Source organism: Haloferax litoreum (assembly GCF_009674605.1).
In the GTDB taxonomy this organism is placed as follows: domain Archaea; phylum Halobacteriota; class Halobacteria; order Halobacteriales; family Haloferacaceae; genus Haloferax; species Haloferax litoreum.
Genome location: NZ_WKJO01000001.1, coordinates 2,131,685 through 2,148,153 on the forward strand (window position 1 = coordinate 2,131,685; position 16,469 = coordinate 2,148,153).

At 61.8% G+C, this 16,469-nt stretch carries 18 protein-coding genes and 2 tRNA genes; 7 read left to right on the plus strand and 13 right to left on the minus strand.

Translation table 11 applies throughout. The annotated features are described in order from the left end of the window. Nucleotides 1–161: 161 nt before the first annotated feature. Together GJR96_RS11010 and GJR96_RS11015 are read left to right on the plus strand one after the other, a co-directional pair. Nucleotides 162–1,475, plus strand: a complete 1,314-nt coding sequence (locus GJR96_RS11010; protein ID WP_151162968.1) for an ABC transporter substrate-binding protein — start codon at nt 162–164, stop codon at nt 1,473–1,475. 115 nt (nt 1,476–1,590) lie between these two features. Beyond that, nucleotides 1,591–2,670, plus strand: a complete 1,080-nt coding sequence (locus tag GJR96_RS11015) for a hypothetical protein (RefSeq protein ID WP_151162969.1) — start codon at nt 1,591–1,593, stop codon at nt 2,668–2,670. Between the two features lie 48 nt (nt 2,671–2,718). Here the strand turns inward: GJR96_RS11015 and GJR96_RS11020 are convergent, their stop codons facing one another. From GJR96_RS11020 to GJR96_RS11035, 4 genes are read right to left on the minus strand one after another with little or no spacing between them, the layout of a single operon-like run. Beyond that, nucleotides 2,719–3,480: an ABC transporter ATP-binding protein gene (locus GJR96_RS11020; RefSeq protein WP_151162970.1), complete on the minus strand. Its 762-nt coding sequence runs from the start codon at nt 3,478–3,480 to the stop codon at nt 2,719–2,721. Beyond that, entirely contained in the window at nt 3,477–4,340 is an 864-nt protein-coding gene (locus GJR96_RS11025; RefSeq protein ID WP_151162971.1) for an ABC transporter ATP-binding protein, read from the minus strand. Before GJR96_RS11025 ends, GJR96_RS11020 begins: the two co-directional genes overlap by 4 nt. Next, nucleotides 4,333–5,718, minus strand: a complete 1,386-nt coding sequence (locus GJR96_RS11030; protein ID WP_151162972.1) for a branched-chain amino acid ABC transporter permease — start codon at nt 5,716–5,718, stop codon at nt 4,333–4,335. The genes GJR96_RS11025 and GJR96_RS11030 overlap by 8 nt, the downstream gene beginning before the upstream one ends. Further along, nucleotides 5,715–6,653, minus strand: a complete 939-nt coding sequence (locus GJR96_RS11035; protein ID WP_191965897.1) for a branched-chain amino acid ABC transporter permease — start codon at nt 6,651–6,653, stop codon at nt 5,715–5,717. The genes GJR96_RS11030 and GJR96_RS11035 overlap by 4 nt, the downstream gene beginning before the upstream one ends. A 331-nt stretch (nt 6,654–6,984) precedes the next feature. Here GJR96_RS11035 and GJR96_RS11040 point away from each other — a divergent pair, with 331 nt between their 5' ends. Further along, nucleotides 6,985–7,473: a GNAT family N-acetyltransferase gene (locus tag GJR96_RS11040; RefSeq protein ID WP_151162973.1), complete on the plus strand. Its 489-nt coding sequence runs from the start codon at nt 6,985–6,987 to the stop codon at nt 7,471–7,473. Between the two features lie 11 nt (nt 7,474–7,484). Then, nucleotides 7,485–7,558 (plus strand) — tRNA-Thr (locus GJR96_RS11045). A gap of 90 nt (nt 7,559–7,648) precedes the next feature. Here the strand turns inward: GJR96_RS11045 and GJR96_RS11050 are convergent. Together GJR96_RS11050 and GJR96_RS11055 are read right to left on the minus strand one after the other, a co-directional pair. Beyond that, the gene (locus GJR96_RS11050) at nt 7,649–8,662 is read right to left on the minus strand and encodes an alcohol dehydrogenase catalytic domain-containing protein (RefSeq protein ID WP_151162974.1); all 1,014 of its coding nucleotides are present in this window, start codon (nt 8,660–8,662) and stop codon (nt 7,649–7,651) included. A gap of 64 nt (nt 8,663–8,726) precedes the next feature. Beyond that, on the minus strand, nt 8,727–9,146 hold the full coding sequence (locus GJR96_RS11055; RefSeq protein ID WP_151162975.1) for a hypothetical protein: 420 nt from the start codon (nt 9,144–9,146) through the stop codon (nt 8,727–8,729). 59 nt (nt 9,147–9,205) lie between these two features. On the opposite strand from GJR96_RS11055, the gene GJR96_RS11060 reads away from it, so the two are divergent. After that, entirely contained in the window at nt 9,206–9,367 is a 162-nt protein-coding gene (locus GJR96_RS11060; RefSeq protein WP_154326218.1) for a hypothetical protein, read from the plus strand. A gap of 41 nt (nt 9,368–9,408) precedes the next feature. Then, nucleotides 9,409–9,567, plus strand: a complete 159-nt coding sequence (locus GJR96_RS18135; protein WP_191965850.1) for a DUF7563 family protein — start codon at nt 9,409–9,411, stop codon at nt 9,565–9,567. Here the strand turns inward: GJR96_RS18135 and GJR96_RS11065 are convergent. The 7 genes from GJR96_RS11065 to GJR96_RS11095 all read right to left on the minus strand — a co-directional run bounded on the left by GJR96_RS11065 (nt 9,561) and on the right by GJR96_RS11095 (nt 14,973). Continuing rightward, the gene (locus GJR96_RS11065; protein ID WP_151162976.1) at nt 9,561–9,779 is read right to left on the minus strand and encodes a TrmB family transcriptional regulator; all 219 of its coding nucleotides are present in this window, start codon (nt 9,777–9,779) and stop codon (nt 9,561–9,563) included. The genes GJR96_RS18135 and GJR96_RS11065 overlap by 7 nt on opposite strands. Nucleotides 9,780–10,018: 239 nt before the next feature. Further along, a tRNA-OTHER gene (locus GJR96_RS11070) sits at nt 10,019–10,117 on the minus strand. A 165-nt stretch (nt 10,118–10,282) separates the two neighbouring features. After that, complete coding sequence (locus tag GJR96_RS11075; protein ID WP_151162977.1) at nt 10,283–12,130, minus strand: FAD-binding protein; 1,848 nt, start codon at nt 12,128–12,130, stop codon at nt 10,283–10,285. Nucleotides 12,131–12,185: 55 nt separating this feature from the next. After that, a complete protein-coding gene (locus GJR96_RS11080; protein WP_151162978.1) occupies nt 12,186–13,067 on the minus strand; it encodes a succinate dehydrogenase/fumarate reductase iron-sulfur subunit in 882 nt (293 codons plus the stop codon). Nucleotides 13,068–13,069: 2 nt separating this feature from the next. Further along, a complete protein-coding gene (locus tag GJR96_RS11085) occupies nt 13,070–13,441 on the minus strand; it encodes a succinate dehydrogenase hydrophobic membrane anchor subunit (protein WP_058572169.1) in 372 nt (123 codons plus the stop codon). Next, on the minus strand, nt 13,441–13,836 hold the full coding sequence (gene sdhC, locus GJR96_RS11090; RefSeq protein WP_058572170.1) for a succinate dehydrogenase, cytochrome b556 subunit: 396 nt from the start codon (nt 13,834–13,836) through the stop codon (nt 13,441–13,443). Before sdhC ends, GJR96_RS11085 begins: the two co-directional genes overlap by 1 nt. Before the next feature lie 111 nt (nt 13,837–13,947). Beyond that, nucleotides 13,948–14,973: a succinylglutamate desuccinylase/aspartoacylase family protein gene (locus GJR96_RS11095; RefSeq protein ID WP_151162979.1), complete on the minus strand. Its 1,026-nt coding sequence runs from the start codon at nt 14,971–14,973 to the stop codon at nt 13,948–13,950. A 130-nt stretch (nt 14,974–15,103) separates the two neighbouring features. Here GJR96_RS11095 and GJR96_RS11100 point away from each other — a divergent pair, with 130 nt between their 5' ends. After that, entirely contained in the window at nt 15,104–16,468 is a 1,365-nt protein-coding gene (locus tag GJR96_RS11100) for a putative ATP-dependent zinc protease (RefSeq protein WP_151162980.1), read from the plus strand. Nucleotide 16,469: the final 1 nt, after the last annotated feature.

Consider the following 16,469-nt stretch of genomic DNA (forward strand, 5'->3'; position numbering starts at 1 on the left):
TTTGAACGCAGCGATTCACGGCGTTCTCACTCTTCTTATTTAATACACGGTGATTGACGATGACAATCAGTGCTGTCTCGTACCGCCGTCACCCGCAATTTCCAGAGACGCCGAAACGTAGGGAGTAAATTTTATAAGGGGGAGTTGCCATTGCCTCACACATGGTACGTGATATCGTACGCCGCGACTTCCTCAAGGGAGTGGGAGCCGCGGGCGCGGCAGGATTGACTGGACTATCTGGATGTATCGGAGGCGGCGGCGGTGGCGGCGGCCCCGAAGGGCTCGTCGTCATCGGCTACCCGGAAAGTGGTATCCAGCTGTTCCGTGACTACTACAGCGCATCCGACGGGAGCGAAGAAATCCTCGTTCCTGACGGACTTCGCTCCGGGTCGATGCCCGGACAGGTCGGGAACGACATGGCGAACGTAACCGGGACGGCACCGGCGGCAGGCGGTCCGAATCAGGAGACGTTCAACCAACTGTTCCAAGACGAGTACGGTGCGGCACCCGGTGTCTTCACTTCCCAGTGTTACGACTCCGTCGCAGTTCAGCTCCTCGCGAACGCCGCGGCCGGTGAGAACTCCGGTCCGGCAATCAAAGAACAGATGCGTCGCGTCGCCAACCCCGGCGGCATGACCGTCGGCCCAGACAACCTCGTCGAAGGTGTCGAAGCGGCCGCAAACGGCGAAGACATCAGCTACGAGGGCGCGTCCTCGTCGGTCAACTTCGACGAGAAGGGTGACCCGGCAGAGGCAGCGTACTCCATCTGGGAGTTCGACGCCGCGAACAACGCGACCACGGACGTCGAAAAGCAGTCCTTCGAAGGCGAGAGCCCCGATGGTGCTGGTCCGGCGGCGGACAGCGGTCCCGGTGGCTCCGACCGCGAGATGACTGTCGGTATCCTGCTGCCGGAGACCGGTGACCTTGCCGCAGTCGGTCAGCCGATGATTCAGGCCGCCCAGATTCCGGTGATGCAGGTCAACGACGCCAACCCGGCAGGCCTCTCGGTCAACGCCGAAATCGAAGACACGCAGACGTCCCCGGACGCTGGTGTCTCCGCTGCACAGTCGCTTGTCTCCGCAGGCGTGCCGTCTGTGTGTGGGTCCGCGTCGTCCGGTGTGAACGTCCCTGTCTCGCAGCAGGCGTTCATCCCGAACGAGATCGTCGGCTGTTCGCCGTCCTCGACGGCACTGTCGGTCTCGAACCTCGAAGACAACGACTTCATCTTCCGGACTGCGCCGTCTGACTTCCTGCAGGGCCGCGTCATGGCGCAGGTCATGGCCGAACGCCTCGAAGTCAGCACCGTCTCGACGCTGTTCGTCAACAACGACTACGGTCAGCAGCTCTCCGAGCGCTTCTCGAACGTCTTCGCAGACCAGTTCGACGGCGAAGTGTACAACCAGGTCGCCTTCAACATCGGCGAATCCTCGTACTCCTCGGTCATCGAGTCGGCGCTCTCCGGTCCGGAGAACTAAGCGCAAAACTCGGATTTTTCTTTCGACGCAAAGTGGTGAGAGCGGTAGCGCTCTCGTTCGGTTCCAGACCGTGACGGACAGTAGACATTTCACCGCACGTCGAGACGTGTAGACGATGAATCGACGCCGTCTCCTCGGGGTTCTCTCTAGTTCAGTTCTGGTCGGCACCGGCGGCTGTCTCGGGACGACAACGACGACCCCGGAGGACACAACCGTGTCCGACGAGGCGACAGAGACATCCCCTGACGATGGCGTGGAGACACCGGGAGAACCGGTCGTTCGGTTCACTGTCGAAAGCCGCATCTATCGAGAGCGGTTCCTCTCGGTTTCCATCACCCGTGGCGGTGACCCGGTCATCACGCGGACGGTGAACACGCACGGAGTCGGCAAGCGAGGAATGGGCGGCGAACTCACCCCCGGTGAGACGTACCATATCGTCGCTGAACTCGACTCTGGCGACCGATTCGAGTCCGATTGGAAACTCTCGCCGAACGCCCAATTTCTCACCTTCGTCGTCACGGTTGACGAGACGATTTCAGTCGTCGAGGTGACGACCAGTGACCCCCTCGGTGCGGACTTTCCGTACACTATCGCCGGTGCGGAAGACATCTTCGTCCCACCGGGACTCGACGTGCGTAACGAGAGCGACGAGGATGTGACGCTCACCGTCGCACTCGAACACGACGGAGACCGATTTTTCGACCGGATACTCGAACTCGGGAGTGGACGGCAAACCACGACCGACCCCATCGTGGACTCACATGGAACCTACGACGTGGTCGTTGAGACGGCAGACGGGCGGCAGACTATCGACGAGTGGCGCGTTCCCGAGTCGTGGGGGTGGCCAACGTTGGCGGTACTCGTCGCCGAAGACGGGACACTCGGCGTCGGCGGTGGGTGGCCACAGGAAGTCGTCTTTCCCGTCGAAAACGAGGACGAGGCGGCGTCCGAGGTGGTGGCGACGATTACGAACCGCGACGAGGTGGTCGCAGAGACGAGACAGACCGTCGCACCGGGAACTGACCGGTTGACGGCAACGCTGCCACTCGGTGACGAATACGAGGTCACTGTCGAGACAGACGCTGGGAGAGATACCGCCGCCTACGTCGCCTGTGAATGTTGGCACAGCGAGGCGACGATACACATCGAAGACGGCGTCCCATCTGTCGAGACGGTCCAGTACTTCTGTAGCTGAGTGACGACTCTCCGCGTCGTCCAACTGCCAAAAAGGAATTGCCGAAGATTACCCGCCGAGGAAGTCCTGTCGGACCTGTTCGTCTTCGAGGAGCGCCGACCCGCGGTCCATGTAGCGGTTCTGTCCGTTCGCGAGGACGTACCCGCGGTCACAGCGTCGCAGCGCTTCCTTCGCGTTCTGTTCGACCATCAAGATGGCCGTGCCGGCCTCGTTGATTTCGTCGATTTTGTCGAACATCTCTTCGACGAGGTCGGGTGCGAGACCCGCAGACGGTTCGTCGAGGAGCAACAGGTCGGGGTCGAGCATGAGTGCGCGACCCATCGCGAGCATCTGCTGTTGCCCGCCGGACATGGTCCCTGCCTTCTGGTGTTTCCGCTCTTCGAGGATGGGGAAACGGTCGTAGACCGCCCGAATCGCGTCCTGCGGCACCTCGTCGAGGATGTACGCGCCCATCTCGAGATTCTCTTCGACCGTCAGCGTCGGGAAGACGTTGTCGTTCTGTGGGACGTACCCGATGCCGACGTGGATGATTTCTTCGGGTCGTCGGCCGGTGATGTCCTCGTCTTGGAACTGGACAGTCCCACCCATGAGGGCGGTGAGTCCGAAGACGGACTTCATCGTCGTCGACTTGCCGGCCCCGTTCGGCCCGACGATGGTGACGTATTCGCCGTCGAAGACGTCCATGTCGACGTCGGTGAGAATCTGCAGGTCGCCGTACCCCGCGTCGAGGTTGCGGACGCGCAGGAGGACGTCGCTGCGGTCCTCCACTCCTGCACCGCTGGTCGCGTCGGTGTTCGCGTCGACGCTCATACGTTTCCTCCGAGGTAGGCCTCGATGACCTCTTCGTTGCTCCGGATGTCGTCGGGCGTCCCCTCAGTGAGAACCTTCCCCTGGTGGAGGACGATAACGTGTTCACAGTTGTTCATGATGAGGTCCATGTCGTGTTCGACGAGCAGGAACGTGTAGCCCTGTTCGCGAAGTTCGTGGATGTGCGTGAGGAGTTTCTTTTCGAGTGTCGGGTTGACCCCGGCGAACGGTTCGTCGAGGAGCAGCATGTCGGGGTCCGTGAGGAGTGCCCGTGCCATCTCCAGGAGTTTCCGCTGGCCACCGGAGAGGTTGCCCGCGTACTCGTGTGCGATGTGGTCGATGTCGAAGAAGTCGAGGACTGCCCAGACACGTTCGAGGAGTTCTTCTTCTTGCTCGCGAACGTCGTCACGGACGACCGGTGCGACCGACCGCCACAGTTTCTCACCCCGCTGTTGTTTCGGCGCGAGCATCATGTTCTCGAGGACGGTCATATCACTCAGTTCCCGAGCGATTTGGAACGTCCGAACCATGCCACGGTTCGCGATTTCGTGGGGTTCGAGACCCGTGATGTTCTCGCCGTTGAACGTCACAGTCCCCGAGTCGGGTTTGAGCATCCCCGTGATGAGGTTGAACGTCGTGGACTTGCCGGCCCCGTTCGGGCCGATGAGACCGGTGAGCGTCCCCGCTTCGACTTCGAAGGACGCGCCGTCGACGGCGGTGATGCCGCCGAACGACTTGCGGAGTCCCTCGACCTGCAGGGGGAACTGCTCTGTCGTCTCGACGCCGGACGCGAACGCACCGAGTGCGCCATCGTCGGCGTCGTTCGCGACGTCGTCGGCCGGTGGGTTGGCAGCGTCACTCATCAGAGACACCTCCTTCGACAGCGGCCGTGCTGTCGTCTTCGGTGACCCCACCGTCTGTCCGTACCTCTCCATCGGTACCGCCATCGGCGGCGGTCATCGACTTCGGACGGTCGAGCGAGATGACAGAGGCCGTCTCCTTGCGGTGACCGAGGAGTCCCTCCGGCCGGTTGTGCATCAGCCAGATGAGGACGAGACCCATCACCACGAGTTGGAGTTGTCGGATACTGTCGACCGTGTAGAGCATGAGTGGCACGGGGTCGAACTGGGAGATGAGCGGTGAAATCGCCTGTCCGAACCCGGACGGCGAGTCGAGGTTGGGGAAGACGGTTCCCACGAGGTTCTGGAAGTACCGGGGCCCCTGGTAGAGCACCGCGGCGAACACAGCACCGCCGAGAACGCTCCCAGTGTTGGACCCTGCTCCACCGATGATGAGGGCAATCCAGACGAAGAACGTCACGCGCGGACGGAAGAAGTTCGGCGTCACAGCACCCTGTGGCATGAGCCAGAGGATGCCGGCGAGGCCCATGAGGGCACAGCCGAGCATGAACGACTTGATTTTGAAGCCGTCGGTGTTCTTCCCGAGTGCGTTGGCCACGTCTTCGTCTTCGCGAATCGCCTTGAGAACCCGGCCGAACGGCGACTCACCGGTCCGCTTGAGAAGCCAGTAGTACACGGCGACGAATCCGAGGAGCAACGCCCCGTAGATGAGACCGTCGACGACCGGTTTTGGATTCCGCGGAACGATAGTCTGGAACGCATCGACGAACCCGAGGTAGGCACCCCAGAGACCCACAGAGCGGAACAACGCTTCGAGCGGTGGAACGAAGTCGAGGATGAGCCCCGACCCGCCACCGAACCCGACTCTCGTTCCGAACAGGGTGAACTCCTGGAGGTTACCAGAGAGGAAACTGAAGCGGACAATCTCTGACATGGCAATGGTCACGATGGCGAGGTAGTCCGCCCGCAACCGAAGCGCTGGCAGTGCGACCACCAGCCCCAGTATCGCGGCGGCGAGCATGCCGGCGATGATACCGACCCACAGCGGTAGACCGAGTCCACCGACTTGTGCGGCGCCGCCGGCGACGAACACCGGTTTCGAGACGAAGGCCATCACGTACACACCGACGGCCATGAAGCCGACGATACCGATGTTGAACAGCCCCGTGTATCCCCAGTGGAGGTTGAGCGCGAGCGACAGCATCGCGAAGACGCCGATGTAGAACGTCAGCGTCGCGATAGAGTTGAGTTGCCCGCGGAGGTCGTACCCGAGTCCGATACCCGCCAAGATGTACAGCAGGTACGCAGACGCGAGTATCAGGACGATGAGACCCGCGTCGCCACCCGGAATACGGGCGGCGATGTCGTCTCTGACGCTCATGCGGTCGACCTCCCACTGAAGAGACCGGACGGTTTCACGAGCAGGATGACAATCATCACGACGAAGGCTGCTGCCCGAGCGAACGCCGACGGAATCCACAGAACCGCCATCGAGGCGGTGAGGCCGATGACGAGGCCGCCGGTAATCGCTCCGTAGATGGAACCGATACCGCCGAGGATGACCGCGGCGAAGATGAGAAGCAGCAAGAGCCACCCATCGTTGAAGCCGAGGGTTCCCTTCCAGAGGATGAACATGTAACCGGCGATTCCCGTGAGGCCCCCGCCGATAATCCACGTCGAGCGAACGACGCGCTCGGTCGGAATACCGGTGATGAGTGCGAGGTCCTGATTGTCGGCCATCGCACGCATGGCCTTCCCGAGTTTCGTCCGCTGCAAGAGCAGGTGGACGCCAATCATCAGACCGGAAGCGATGACGAGGAGCGTGATGTCGTGCGCGTCGATGAAGACTGTCCCGTCGATAAGGTACAGTCCGATAGACGGCGGTTGCGCGGTCGTTCCGCGAACGTCCGACCCGAAGACGAACTGCATCAGGTAGCGGAGCGCGAACGCGACACCGATACTCGTGATGAGCAGCGTGATGCCGTCCTCGTTCCGCACCGGTTTGAAGATGAACCGGTCGACACCGAGCGACAGCGCGATGGCGAACGCGCCCGCGACGACGATACCGGCGACGACAGCCAGCGGCGTCGAGAGCATCCCGATGCCGATGGTCCCACCGTAGACCGACCCACCAGCACCGACGAGGAGCAGCGCACCGATGTCTGCTCGGCCGAGGCCGGCGATGAGGTACGTGGTTGCCCACCCGGAGAACGCCCCGGCGGTGATGTAATCCCCGTGCGCGAAGTTAGCGAAGTTCAGAATACTGTACGTCATTGACAACCCGATGCCCGCGAGGCCAATTACGAGCCCCCGCATCAGACCATCCCAGACGAGCGTGCCGATATCGGCAAACTGCGTCTGCCCAGTTGCAAGCCCGAGGAGAAGGTCACCGAGCAGTACTGCTGCGATGACTCCGAGTACGAGCGCGAACGGACGCTCGATAGCGAATTCCCTGCCCCGGGAGTAGGTTTCGGCGATACCCATTGATAACTATCCTCATGGTATGTGGGGCCGATTAACGGACATAAATCTTTCTCATGCGATTGCAGGTCAATACCCCCATCTGACTGTCTGCGGCATTGCGATTGGACCTGCCATCCGGGAAATAGCGATACTTAAAAGCGCTCTCGGGGCCGATAGAGCGCATATGCGGGTCACTCCGGCCACGATGTCTGACCTCGAATCCCTCGCCGACCTGTGGGTCGAACTGGCCGCCGACCAGAGGGCGTTCGGGTCGCACCTCCGTGCCGAGGTGAACCGTCCCACGATTCGAGAATCGTTGGCCCGTCACATCACTATCGATGGCGTTCTCGTGGCCCGCGACGAGACAGACGACGGTATCCTCGGGTTCGTCATGTTCGAAGTCGAGGCGGGAACGTACGAACAGGACGTGACACGCGGAACTGTCAGTAACTTGTTCGTCGTTCCAGAGAGACGCGGCGACGGACTGGGTGGTCGTCTCCTCGACGCTGCGGAGACGGAACTCCGTGACGCCGGCGTCGACGTGGTCACACTGGACGTGATGGCGGACAACGAAGCGGCCCGCCGATTCTATCGCCGCCACGGGTATGGTCCACACCGAATCGAACTGGAGAAATCGATACAAAACGATACACACTCAAAGGAGGACCGATAATCGGAAGACGCGCCAGGAGAGCATGGGCGGTTCATGCACTCGACTTGTAATCGAGACTTCGTGGGTTCGAATCCCACTCCTGGCTCTGTTCTGCGGACCGACGTGACGACCGAAGACGGGAGTCACGAGTCGAACTCGACCAGTCACAGACCGACCGAACCGGCCTGTGTGTCTCCTAGATGGTGACGACGAGTTTCCCGACGCTGTCGCGGTTCTGCATGGTCGCAAAGGCGGCACCAGTCTCTTCGAGTGGGTACGTCTCGTCGATTTCGGGGACCAGTGACCCGTCGGCGACGAGGTCAACGAGTGTTTCGAGTTCTGGTTGCGTCCCCATCGTACTCCCGACGAGTCGCTTGTGCTTGAGGAACATACCGGGAACGTCAATCTCAGAGAATCGACCGGCAGTGCCACCGCAGACGACCATCGTCCCACCACGGCGAAGGACGTCGAGACCGACCCGTGTGAACTCACCACCGAGGTGATTCAAGACTGCGTCCGGAGCCCCAATTTCTCGAACCGCGGCGCGTATCTCGTCGGCGTCGGTCGAGTGAATCGCGTGGTCGAGGCCGAGGTGTTCCATTCGGTCGAGTTTCGCACGCGACGACGACGTTCCGATGGTCTCCGCACCGAGGGCGGTGGCGAGTTGGATGCCGGCGACGCCGACGCCGCCCGTCGCACCGGGGACGAAGACGAGGTCCGTCGGCCCGACTGACGCCCGGCGAAGCATGTGGTACGCGGTCATGTACGCTGTCGGAAGAGCGGCGGCGTGCGTCGTCGAGACACCGTCGGGGAGTGCGATGAGACGATTCGCGTCGACGAGGGCGGATTCCGCGAGGCCACCGTGGAAGAGCGAGAACGACTCACACAGATTCTCGGGGCCTTCGTAACAGAATCGGCAGGAACCGCAGGTCTGGTTCGGGCAGAGCACGACGCGGTCGCCGGGAGTGACTCCAGTCACGCCGTCACCGACGGCACTGACGGTGCCAGCGAGGTCGAGGCCGCTGACGAACGGAAGGTCGTCGTCGTCGAACCGCGTGTCTGCACCCTCCAGAATCCAGAGGTCGTGGCGATTAATCGAGGCGGCCTCGACGTCGACGACGGCCTCTCCCGGCCCCGGTTGTGGAGTCGGTCGGTCGAGTATCGAGACACCGTCGGGACCGGTCATGTCGGTGAAGGCTGCAACGCGCATCGCATCGTGATTCGGGTGGACAGACTAAAAGAAGTGAGGCCACTGTAGCGGGGCGGTGTAGGCCTCAGTTCCGCCTCGACGGCGGGCGAACACGGATGAGCAAGAGCGACCCCGGGACACCGAGCACGAGCGCACGAAACGGATTATGTTTGATGATAATATCGGGATTGAGTGGCTCTGACTGGAGGTCGGTGATTCGGATGCACGAGTAGTAGACGGTCACGTGCGTCAGGGTGTAGGCGAACGCCGCCGGAACGACGATTGGATAGTGGATACCGACCAGTGCGAGTCCCTCGAACGCGAACGCAGTGAGTGCCGAGATAGAGAGCAGATTACCGAGTTGGAGCGTCACACCGGTCACCGCGGTGATTGCGGTGTCGAACAGCGAGGCTCCGTACGGCGTGTACGTGAGTGCAGTCACGACTGCGATTGCTCCGAGAAGGAGGCCGACGAGCAACCCAGTCATCGCATACACATACTCCATTAGGCGCTGATACGGTGTCCACGGAGCCCTCGAATTTAGTTCTATCTCCGTCATTATCGATGGAGAAAATCAGAACGACTCGAACACCCCTCGACGTGAGGACGATTTATTTCGACGGAGAACGTCACTCCACTATGAACGCGACAGACCAGTTCATGCTCGCGGTGTCACTGCTCATCTTCGCGCTCCTCGTCATCGGCGGCCTTCTCGCGTATTTGTAGGGAGAAAACTTATGTGACATTCATGATGGATATTAGATACCATGCCGGAATGTCAGAACTGTGAATCGTTCGTGACGCCCGCGTACGCTCGGGTCTTCGCACCCGACGGGATGGACAACCCGCGAGTGTGTCCGTACTGTGAGGACATGGTCCGTGACGGCGCGGACGTCCGGCCGGCGCGGTCTCCGCGCAGTCACTGAGCGACGTGGTATCGCTCGGACTCCTGTCGAACGAGTTCACGCTTACAGAGCGTGCTGAGGATGCTGTAGAGTGAGATTTTCTTCATCTCGAGGCCGTCCTGTAGTTCGGTGATGGACGCCCCGTCGTGGGTTGTGAGATACAGATACACGAGTTTCGCCGAGGGGGATTCGAGCTCGCCAGGGAGTTCGATGGTCGGAACCGTCTGTTGCATAGTCGTCGTCATCCTCTTTGCTTCGACGATAATAAAACTCTCTTACAACAATCGTCGAACATCGAAGGACGCGACTGAGGCCACGAGGTACTCGGAATCGAGCGAATCGTTGTGTTCGTCACGAACGTACATGCGAGAAAACACGGCTTGCGACGGTCTCGACTTCGACTGTCGTCGAAGGTTCGAGTGACCGCTCACGTGGCGGCCACTCGGGAATCAGTCCGCACACGGCGAAGCGACGGAAGGGGCGGGAGTCGAACCACGCGAAGCCATTGAAATCCACCGGATCGACCGCGAGCGGTCACTGCCGGTGTGCTCTACCACTGAGCCACCCTTCCGGGCGAACGTAGGGCACCTCCGGCAAAATAGCCGTTGGTCACCCACCCGGTTCTGATGGGGGATTCAGCCGACGAGGCGAACGAAGAGGGCCACACAGCGCAGTCACTCGACAGGGTGGCGTCGAAAGAATTCGCAGTCGTGAGGCCCGACGGGCCGAAGAGCGCTTAGTAGCTCCGGACCTTCGGTTCGTACGTCTTGTTCTCGCCTTCGAGGATGACCGGCTTGTACCAGAGTTCGGGTTCGCCGTCGTTCCACGAGAGCAGCGTGTGCTTGAGCCACTCTTCGTCGCGGCGTTCCTGGTACTCCTTGCGCCAGTGGGCACCGCGGAACTCGTTGCGCGCGAGTGCACCGAGCGTGATGCCTTCGGCGATATCGAGGATGTTCCGCGTCTCCAGCGTCTGGAGGAGGTCCGTGTTGAACGTCCGAGACTTGTCGCCCACGTAGACGTCCTGATAGAGTTCGCGGGCCTCGCGGATGTCGCGGAGTGCGTCCTTGAGGGCCTCTTCTTCACGGAAGACGTTCACGTTGCGCGTCATCGACTTCTGGACGCGTTCGCGAATCTCGGCGTGCTGGATACCGTCTTCTTTCTCCAGCAGTGCGTCGACGGTCTCACGCTCGTCTTCGACGGTACGTTGGACGAGGTCGGCACCGGAGACGGAGGCACCGGAGTCGGCCGCTGCGCCGCCGTCGGCGACGACGTCCTCGCCGATACCGACTTCACCGAGTTGGACCGGCGATTCGAGCTCGGCTTCCTCGTAGTCGCCGACCTTGCCGGTCGTAATCTTGGCTTCTTCCATGTCCTTGCCTGCGGCGTGGTGGCCGGCGCGCTTCCCGAAGACGATGAGTTCGGGGAGTGCGTTGCCGCCGAGGCGGTTGCCGCCGTGGACGGACGCACAGGCACACTCACCTGCGGCGTAGAGACCGGTGATACACGTCTCGCCGTTCTCGTCGGTTTCGACGCCACCCATCGCGTAGTGCTGGCCGGGTTTGACCGGCATCGGTGCGTCGAGTGGGTTGACGCCCTCGAAGTCCTCTGAGAGGTGGATGATGTTCTCGAGACGGTCGATGATGCGCTCTTCGCCGAGGTGGCGCATGTCGAGGTGGACGTACTCGTCTTCGATACCGCGGCCTTCGTTGACTTCCGTCAGTTCGGCGCGGGAGACGACGTCACGGGAGGCGAGTTCGCCGAGGTTGTTGGCGTACCCGTACTCGAACATGAAGCGTTCGCCGTTCTCGTTGTAGAGGATACCGCCCTCACCGCGGACACCCTCGGTGATGAGGACACCAGTCGAGGGGAGCGTCGTCGGGTGGAACTGGATGAACTCCATATCCTCCATCGGGACGCCGGCGCGGTAGGCCATCGCGACACCGTCACCGGTGTTGGCGACAGCGTTGGTCGTGTGGTCGTACACCTGTCCGAGGCCACCGGTGGCGAGGATGACGCCGTTGCGGGCGCGGAAGCCTTCGATTTTTCCGGTCTGTACGTCGTAGGCAACGATGCCGTGACAGGTCCGGTCTTCCGGCCGCTCTTCGTCGGAGACGGCGAGTCGCGTCACGTGCCACTCGTCGTAGACTTTGATGCCGCGCTTGACGAGTTGCTCGTACATCGTGTGGAGCAACTGGTGACCGGTCTCTGCGCCCGCGTAGGTCGTCCGCGGGAACGAGAGGCCACCGAACGGGCGCTGACTGACGCGTCCGTCGTCGTCACGGGAGAACGCCATCCCCCAGTGTTCGAGTTTGATGGTCTCTTTCGGACTGTCCTTACAGAGGGTCTCGGCCGCCGGTGCGTCGGCGAGATAGTCCGAGCCCTTCATCGTGTCGTAGGCGTGGTCCTCCCACGAGTCGGCCTCGCGGAGTGCGGCGTTGATGCCGCCCTCGGCCGCGCCCGTGTGACTTCGGACCGGGTGAAGCTTCGACACGATGGCCACGTCGGCTCCTTCCTCGTGTGCCGCGATAGCCGCGCGCAGGCCTGCCCCGCCCGCGCCGACTACGATAACGTCGTGTTCGTACATGGTGTGTTTGAGTGTGTCGTAGGGTTGTTCTGACTTCAGGGTTTCACCGAGAAGTTCACCAGAACTTCAGGTTGTTCTTGATTGCCTCACGCTTGAGTTCCTGGATGTGCTCGGTCAGGGGGATGTCCTTCGGGCACACCTCGGTACAGGAGAACTGCGTCTGGCAGCGCCAGACACCGTGTTCCTGCTCGAGAATCTCGAGGCGACGCTGCTTCATGTCCTCACCTTCGCGTTCGTCCATCGCGAAGCGGTAGGCCTTGTTGATGGCCGCCGGGCCGAGGTACTCGTTGTCGCCGGCCGCGATGTTACACGAGGACATACAGGCACTACACCAGATACAGCGCGTCGACATTTTGACCTTCTCGCGGTTCTCGCGCGTCTGGCGCTGTTCGTCGAGTTCGCCGTCGGGAAGCGAGTTCGTCTGGAAGTACGGTTCGACCGCTTCCATCTGGTCGTAGAAGTGCTCCATGTCGACGACGAGGTCCTTGACCACGTCGGCGTGCGGGAGCGGTTCGATGCGGACGGGTTCCGCGAGGTCCGACAACTGCGTCTTACAGCCGAGTCGCTGCGACCCGTTGACGAACAGTGCGTCGGACCCACAGATTGCCTGCCGGCAGGAGTGCCGGAAGGTGAGCGAGGAATCGTAGTGGTCGCGCGCCCACATGAGGGCGTCGAGGACCGTCATCCCCTGTTTGTACGGGACGTAGAAGTCGTCGAAGCGTGGTTCTTGCTTCTCTGGCACCTCGGGGTCGTACCGGAAGACCTTGAGGTGGTACGTGTCGTCCTCGGAGCGCGCTTTCTCGGCCGCTTCGGCCTCACGCTGCTCTTGGATTCGCTGCGCACGTTCGCGCTTCTTCTGGTCGCGCTTCTGTTTGCCGGGTGAGACGGATTCAGCGGACGATTCGTCTTCGACGTGTTCGGGAACTTGCGTACTCATGGTTAGATGGGGACACCTCCGGCCCACGCGAGTGCGGTGCGGACGCCCTGCACGATGAGGACGAGGCTCGCGACACCGAGAATCGCCTTAACCGCCGTCTTCCGGGAGCCCGACAGGCCCATGTTGACGAGGGCGTTGTAGACGCCGTTGACGCCGTGGAACGTCGCGGTGATGAGGAACAGAATCATCAGCGAGAAGTACGTCAACTGCTCCATCCGCGCCTGCGAGAGGGCGAACGTCACTTCGTCCGCGTGGTTCAGGAAGTGAAGCAGGAAGAAGTGGAACGCCAATACGACGACGAGGAACGCGGCGGTGAGGCGCTGCCACAGCCACCGGCGTCCGCCCGGTTCGAAGGACGTGTATCGTTCTGCCATTAGATGCTCACCCCAGAGAGGAAGGTTGGAACGCTCGCGATGACGATGACACCCGTTAGGATGAGCGAGGCGTAGAAGCTCTGGTCCTGTGCTTCCAAGCCGACGCCCAGGTCGACGAACAGCAGTCGCAGCCCATTGAGGATGTGGAACACCGCCACAGCGAGCAGTCCAACTTCGAGGATGCGTACGACGAGAAGGCTCTCCAGTGCCTGAATCGTGTTCGTGTACGCCGCCGCGCCCGAGAGGGCCGTCGATAAGACGGCGATGTGGGTGAATAAGTATCCCACAAGCACCCAGCCGGTGAACTTGTGGAAGATCCAGGCCCACATGCCGGCCGAGAACTCCCGCCATCGACTGAAGTCCTCGATGAGGCCCCGATTGTAAGACTGACTCATGCTCTTGTGAGCGTCGGGACGGGGAGGGTATAGAACTTACGTGTATGATGTATCATCAAGGTTCGCAAAAATCGCCGGACACCGTATCGTCTCCTTTACCCCCCGCTTCGTTCACACGGGCGATTCGGGCGATGCGGACTGTTCACGCTCCACGACGCGCCGAACGTTGTCCTTCAGTTCGACGAGGTGGCACAGCGGATTTCCGGGGTACACGACGGGGTTTTCGAGGACACCGACGAGCAGTCCGGTGAACGGCGCGACGACGGTGACGTTGTCGTCTTTGAACGGGTTGGTGATGGTACAGATACGGTCGCCTCGGTGAACGAGTGCGCCGCGTTCGTGGTGCATGTCGACGATGCCTCCTGCGTCGGCGCGGAGCCACGTCTTCTCGTTCTCGTCGGAGATGACGGTGCGCCACCCGGGCCAGTTGACTGTCGACGTTTCACGGAGGCCGTACTCCGCGAAGACGCTCTCGACGCCCGCGAGTGCCTCGTCGATGAGTTCGCGCTGGAACCGGTGTGCTTCGCCCATCTCGACGGTAATCGCCGGCGTGCCGCGGTTGGACGCTTCGGTACGGAGCATCCCATCGCTCCCGGAACTGTCGATGATGACGTGCGACCCGAAGGCGTTGGCGAGGCGTGCCACTGCGGGGTCGGACATGTCGGCACGGACGTGCAACATGTTCGTTCGCCCACGCGTGGACGTGTGAAAGTCGATACCGAGGTCACAGGGGGCGATGAAGTTCTGATAGATTCGGTGAGCCATTCGTTTCGCTCCCGTCGACGTCTCCGACCCGGGGAACGACCGGTTCAGGTCGCGGTCGTAGATAGGGAGGTATCGCTGCTGGGCGAGGAACGCGGGGACGTTCATCACCGGCATGCAGACGAGGGTCCCCGCGAGGTCCGCGAGGTCCCACTCGTAGGCCACCTCGCGGACGACTTCGATGCCGTTTAATTCGTCTCCGTGGGCGGCGGCGGAGAGGAAGACTGTCGGTCCCGGTCTCTCCCCGTTGATGATGGTGACGGGGATGCGGACCGGGTCACCGAGATACGTCTCCGAGATGCCGTACCGGATGTCTTGTGTCTCACCCGGCTCGACCTTCCCTCCGTTGTAGGTGAAGGCCTCGTTGTCGGCCATGCACACCGATGGGGCGGCCGGGCTTATAAACGGTCGCGCCGCGCCAAACTGGACGATTCTTCTACCTATTAGTCCCTAGACACGGGAATCGACCGTCATACCTTTGAAACCCGCCCGAGTTCGTTTGAGTATGTCCACCAACAACAGCGACGAAGTACGTGTTGGGGTTCTTTCACTCCACAACAGCAAGGAGACGAAAGCAATCCTGAACGCAGTTGAGGACCTCGGCCACGAACCGGTCTGGCTCCGACGTGAGAACGCGGCAGTCAGTATCGAGGACGGCGAGGTGACAGTCGAACCTGAGGTGGACATCATCGCGAATCGACTTCTCCTCTCGAACACCGAGGAACCGGCCGAACTGCTCGGCCTCGCGACGACGTTCAACCGCATCCGACCGATGCTCAACGAACCGGACGCGGTTCTCGCGGCGATTCACAAGTTCGCCACGGCCGCGACGCTCGCCAACTGGAACATCAAAGTCCCGGACGCGCTTCTCGCACTCTCGAACGACCGACTCAACAAGGGCCGAGAGCGATTCGGAGAAGTCGGCGTCTACAAGTCCGCCATCGGGACGCACGGCGGCGGCACGTGGAAGGTCGACCTGACCGAACCGGTCAATCCGAAGGTCGGCAACCGGCAGGCGTTCCTTCAGGAACTCATCGACCACGACGACCAGCGACACCGTGACCTGCGCGTCTACATCGTCGACGGCGAAATCGTCGGTGCGATGTACCGCTATGCGCCGGACGGCGACTGGCGAACGAACGTCGCCCTCGGTGGTGAGGTACTCAACGCGACGGACGAGATGCCCGAAGAAGCCCGCGAAACCGCGCTCTACACGGCCGAAGTCATGGAGATGGACTACGTCGGCGTCGACTTGGTCGAGAGCGACGACGGCTGGTTTGTCCTCGAAGCCAACCCGACTGCCGGGTTCAAAGGACTCTACGAAGCGACGGGCAAGAGTCCCGCGCCGTACATCGCCAAACTCGCTATCGAGCGCGCCGGCGGCGAAGTCGACGAGAAACGTGTCGAGGAACTCTCGGCCACGCTCGACGACTCCGTGCCGTCCTGCGCACCGGCCGAGTCCCCCATCTTCAACGGCGAAGCACCCCTCATCGGCTACATCGAGGAAGTCGTCGTCAACGGGACCAAAGGCTCCCAGCAGACGCTCGCCAAATCAGACACGGGTGCGACCCGGACGAGCATCGACACGAGTCTCGCCGCCGAAATCGGTGCCGGCCCAATCAAGAGCATGACGCGCGTGAAGTCCGGCAGTCTCAAGCGCGGGAAGGCCCGCCCTGTGGTGGACCTCGTCATCGGTATCGGCGGTACCCAGCACACGGTGACTGCGAGCGTCGAAGACCGCTCGCACATGGACTACCCGCTCCTCCTCGGCCGCGACATCCTCGAACACTACCGCGTGGACGTTCGCCGCCGCGCCAACGCTGACCGCGACGACGAGAACGACGAAGAAGAAGAGATGCTCGAAGAGTAGG

Bases quoted from the DNA above. Each gene is read 5' to 3' on its own strand.
- GJR96_RS11040 (WP_151162973.1), top strand. From the start codon at position 6,985: ATGCGGGTCACTCCGGCCACGATGTCTGACCTCGAATCCCTCGCCGAC.
- GJR96_RS11035 (WP_191965897.1), bottom strand. From the start codon at position 6,653: ATGCGGGGGCTCGTAATTGGCCTCGCGGGCATCGGGTTGTCAATGACG.
- GJR96_RS11080 (WP_151162978.1), bottom strand. From the start codon at position 13,067: ATGAGTACGCAAGTTCCCGAACACGTCGAAGACGAATCGTCCGCTGAA.
- GJR96_RS11060 (WP_154326218.1), top strand. From the start codon at position 9,206: ATGGAGAAAATCAGAACGACTCGAACACCCCTCGACGTGAGGACGATT.
- GJR96_RS11020 (WP_151162970.1), bottom strand. From the start codon at position 3,480: ATGAGCGTCGACGCGAACACCGACGCGACCAGCGGTGCAGGAGTGGAG.
- GJR96_RS11050 (WP_151162974.1), bottom strand. From the start codon at position 8,662: ATGCGCGTTGCAGCCTTCACCGACATGACCGGTCCCGACGGTGTCTCG.
- GJR96_RS11075 (WP_151162977.1), bottom strand. From the start codon at position 12,130: ATGTACGAACACGACGTTATCGTAGTCGGCGCGGGCGGGGCAGGCCTG.
- GJR96_RS11015 (WP_151162969.1), top strand. From the start codon at position 1,591: ATGAATCGACGCCGTCTCCTCGGGGTTCTCTCTAGTTCAGTTCTGGTC.
- GJR96_RS18135 (WP_191965850.1), top strand. From the start codon at position 9,409: ATGCCGGAATGTCAGAACTGTGAATCGTTCGTGACGCCCGCGTACGCT.
- GJR96_RS11085 (WP_058572169.1), bottom strand. From the start codon at position 13,441: ATGGCAGAACGATACACGTCCTTCGAACCGGGCGGACGCCGGTGGCTG.
- GJR96_RS11010 (WP_151162968.1), top strand. From the start codon at position 162: ATGGTACGTGATATCGTACGCCGCGACTTCCTCAAGGGAGTGGGAGCC.
- sdhC (WP_058572170.1), bottom strand. From the start codon at position 13,836: ATGAGTCAGTCTTACAATCGGGGCCTCATCGAGGACTTCAGTCGATGG.
- GJR96_RS11030 (WP_151162972.1), bottom strand. From the start codon at position 5,718: ATGAGCGTCAGAGACGACATCGCCGCCCGTATTCCGGGTGGCGACGCG.
- GJR96_RS11055 (WP_151162975.1), bottom strand. From the start codon at position 9,146: ATGGAGTATGTGTATGCGATGACTGGGTTGCTCGTCGGCCTCCTTCTC.
- GJR96_RS11095 (WP_151162979.1), bottom strand. From the start codon at position 14,973: ATGGCCGACAACGAGGCCTTCACCTACAACGGAGGGAAGGTCGAGCCG.
- GJR96_RS11100 (WP_151162980.1), top strand. From the start codon at position 15,104: ATGTCCACCAACAACAGCGACGAAGTACGTGTTGGGGTTCTTTCACTC.
- GJR96_RS11025 (WP_151162971.1), bottom strand. From the start codon at position 4,340: ATGAGTGACGCTGCCAACCCACCGGCCGACGACGTCGCGAACGACGCC.
- GJR96_RS11065 (WP_151162976.1), bottom strand. From the start codon at position 9,779: ATGCAACAGACGGTTCCGACCATCGAACTCCCTGGCGAGCTCGAATCC.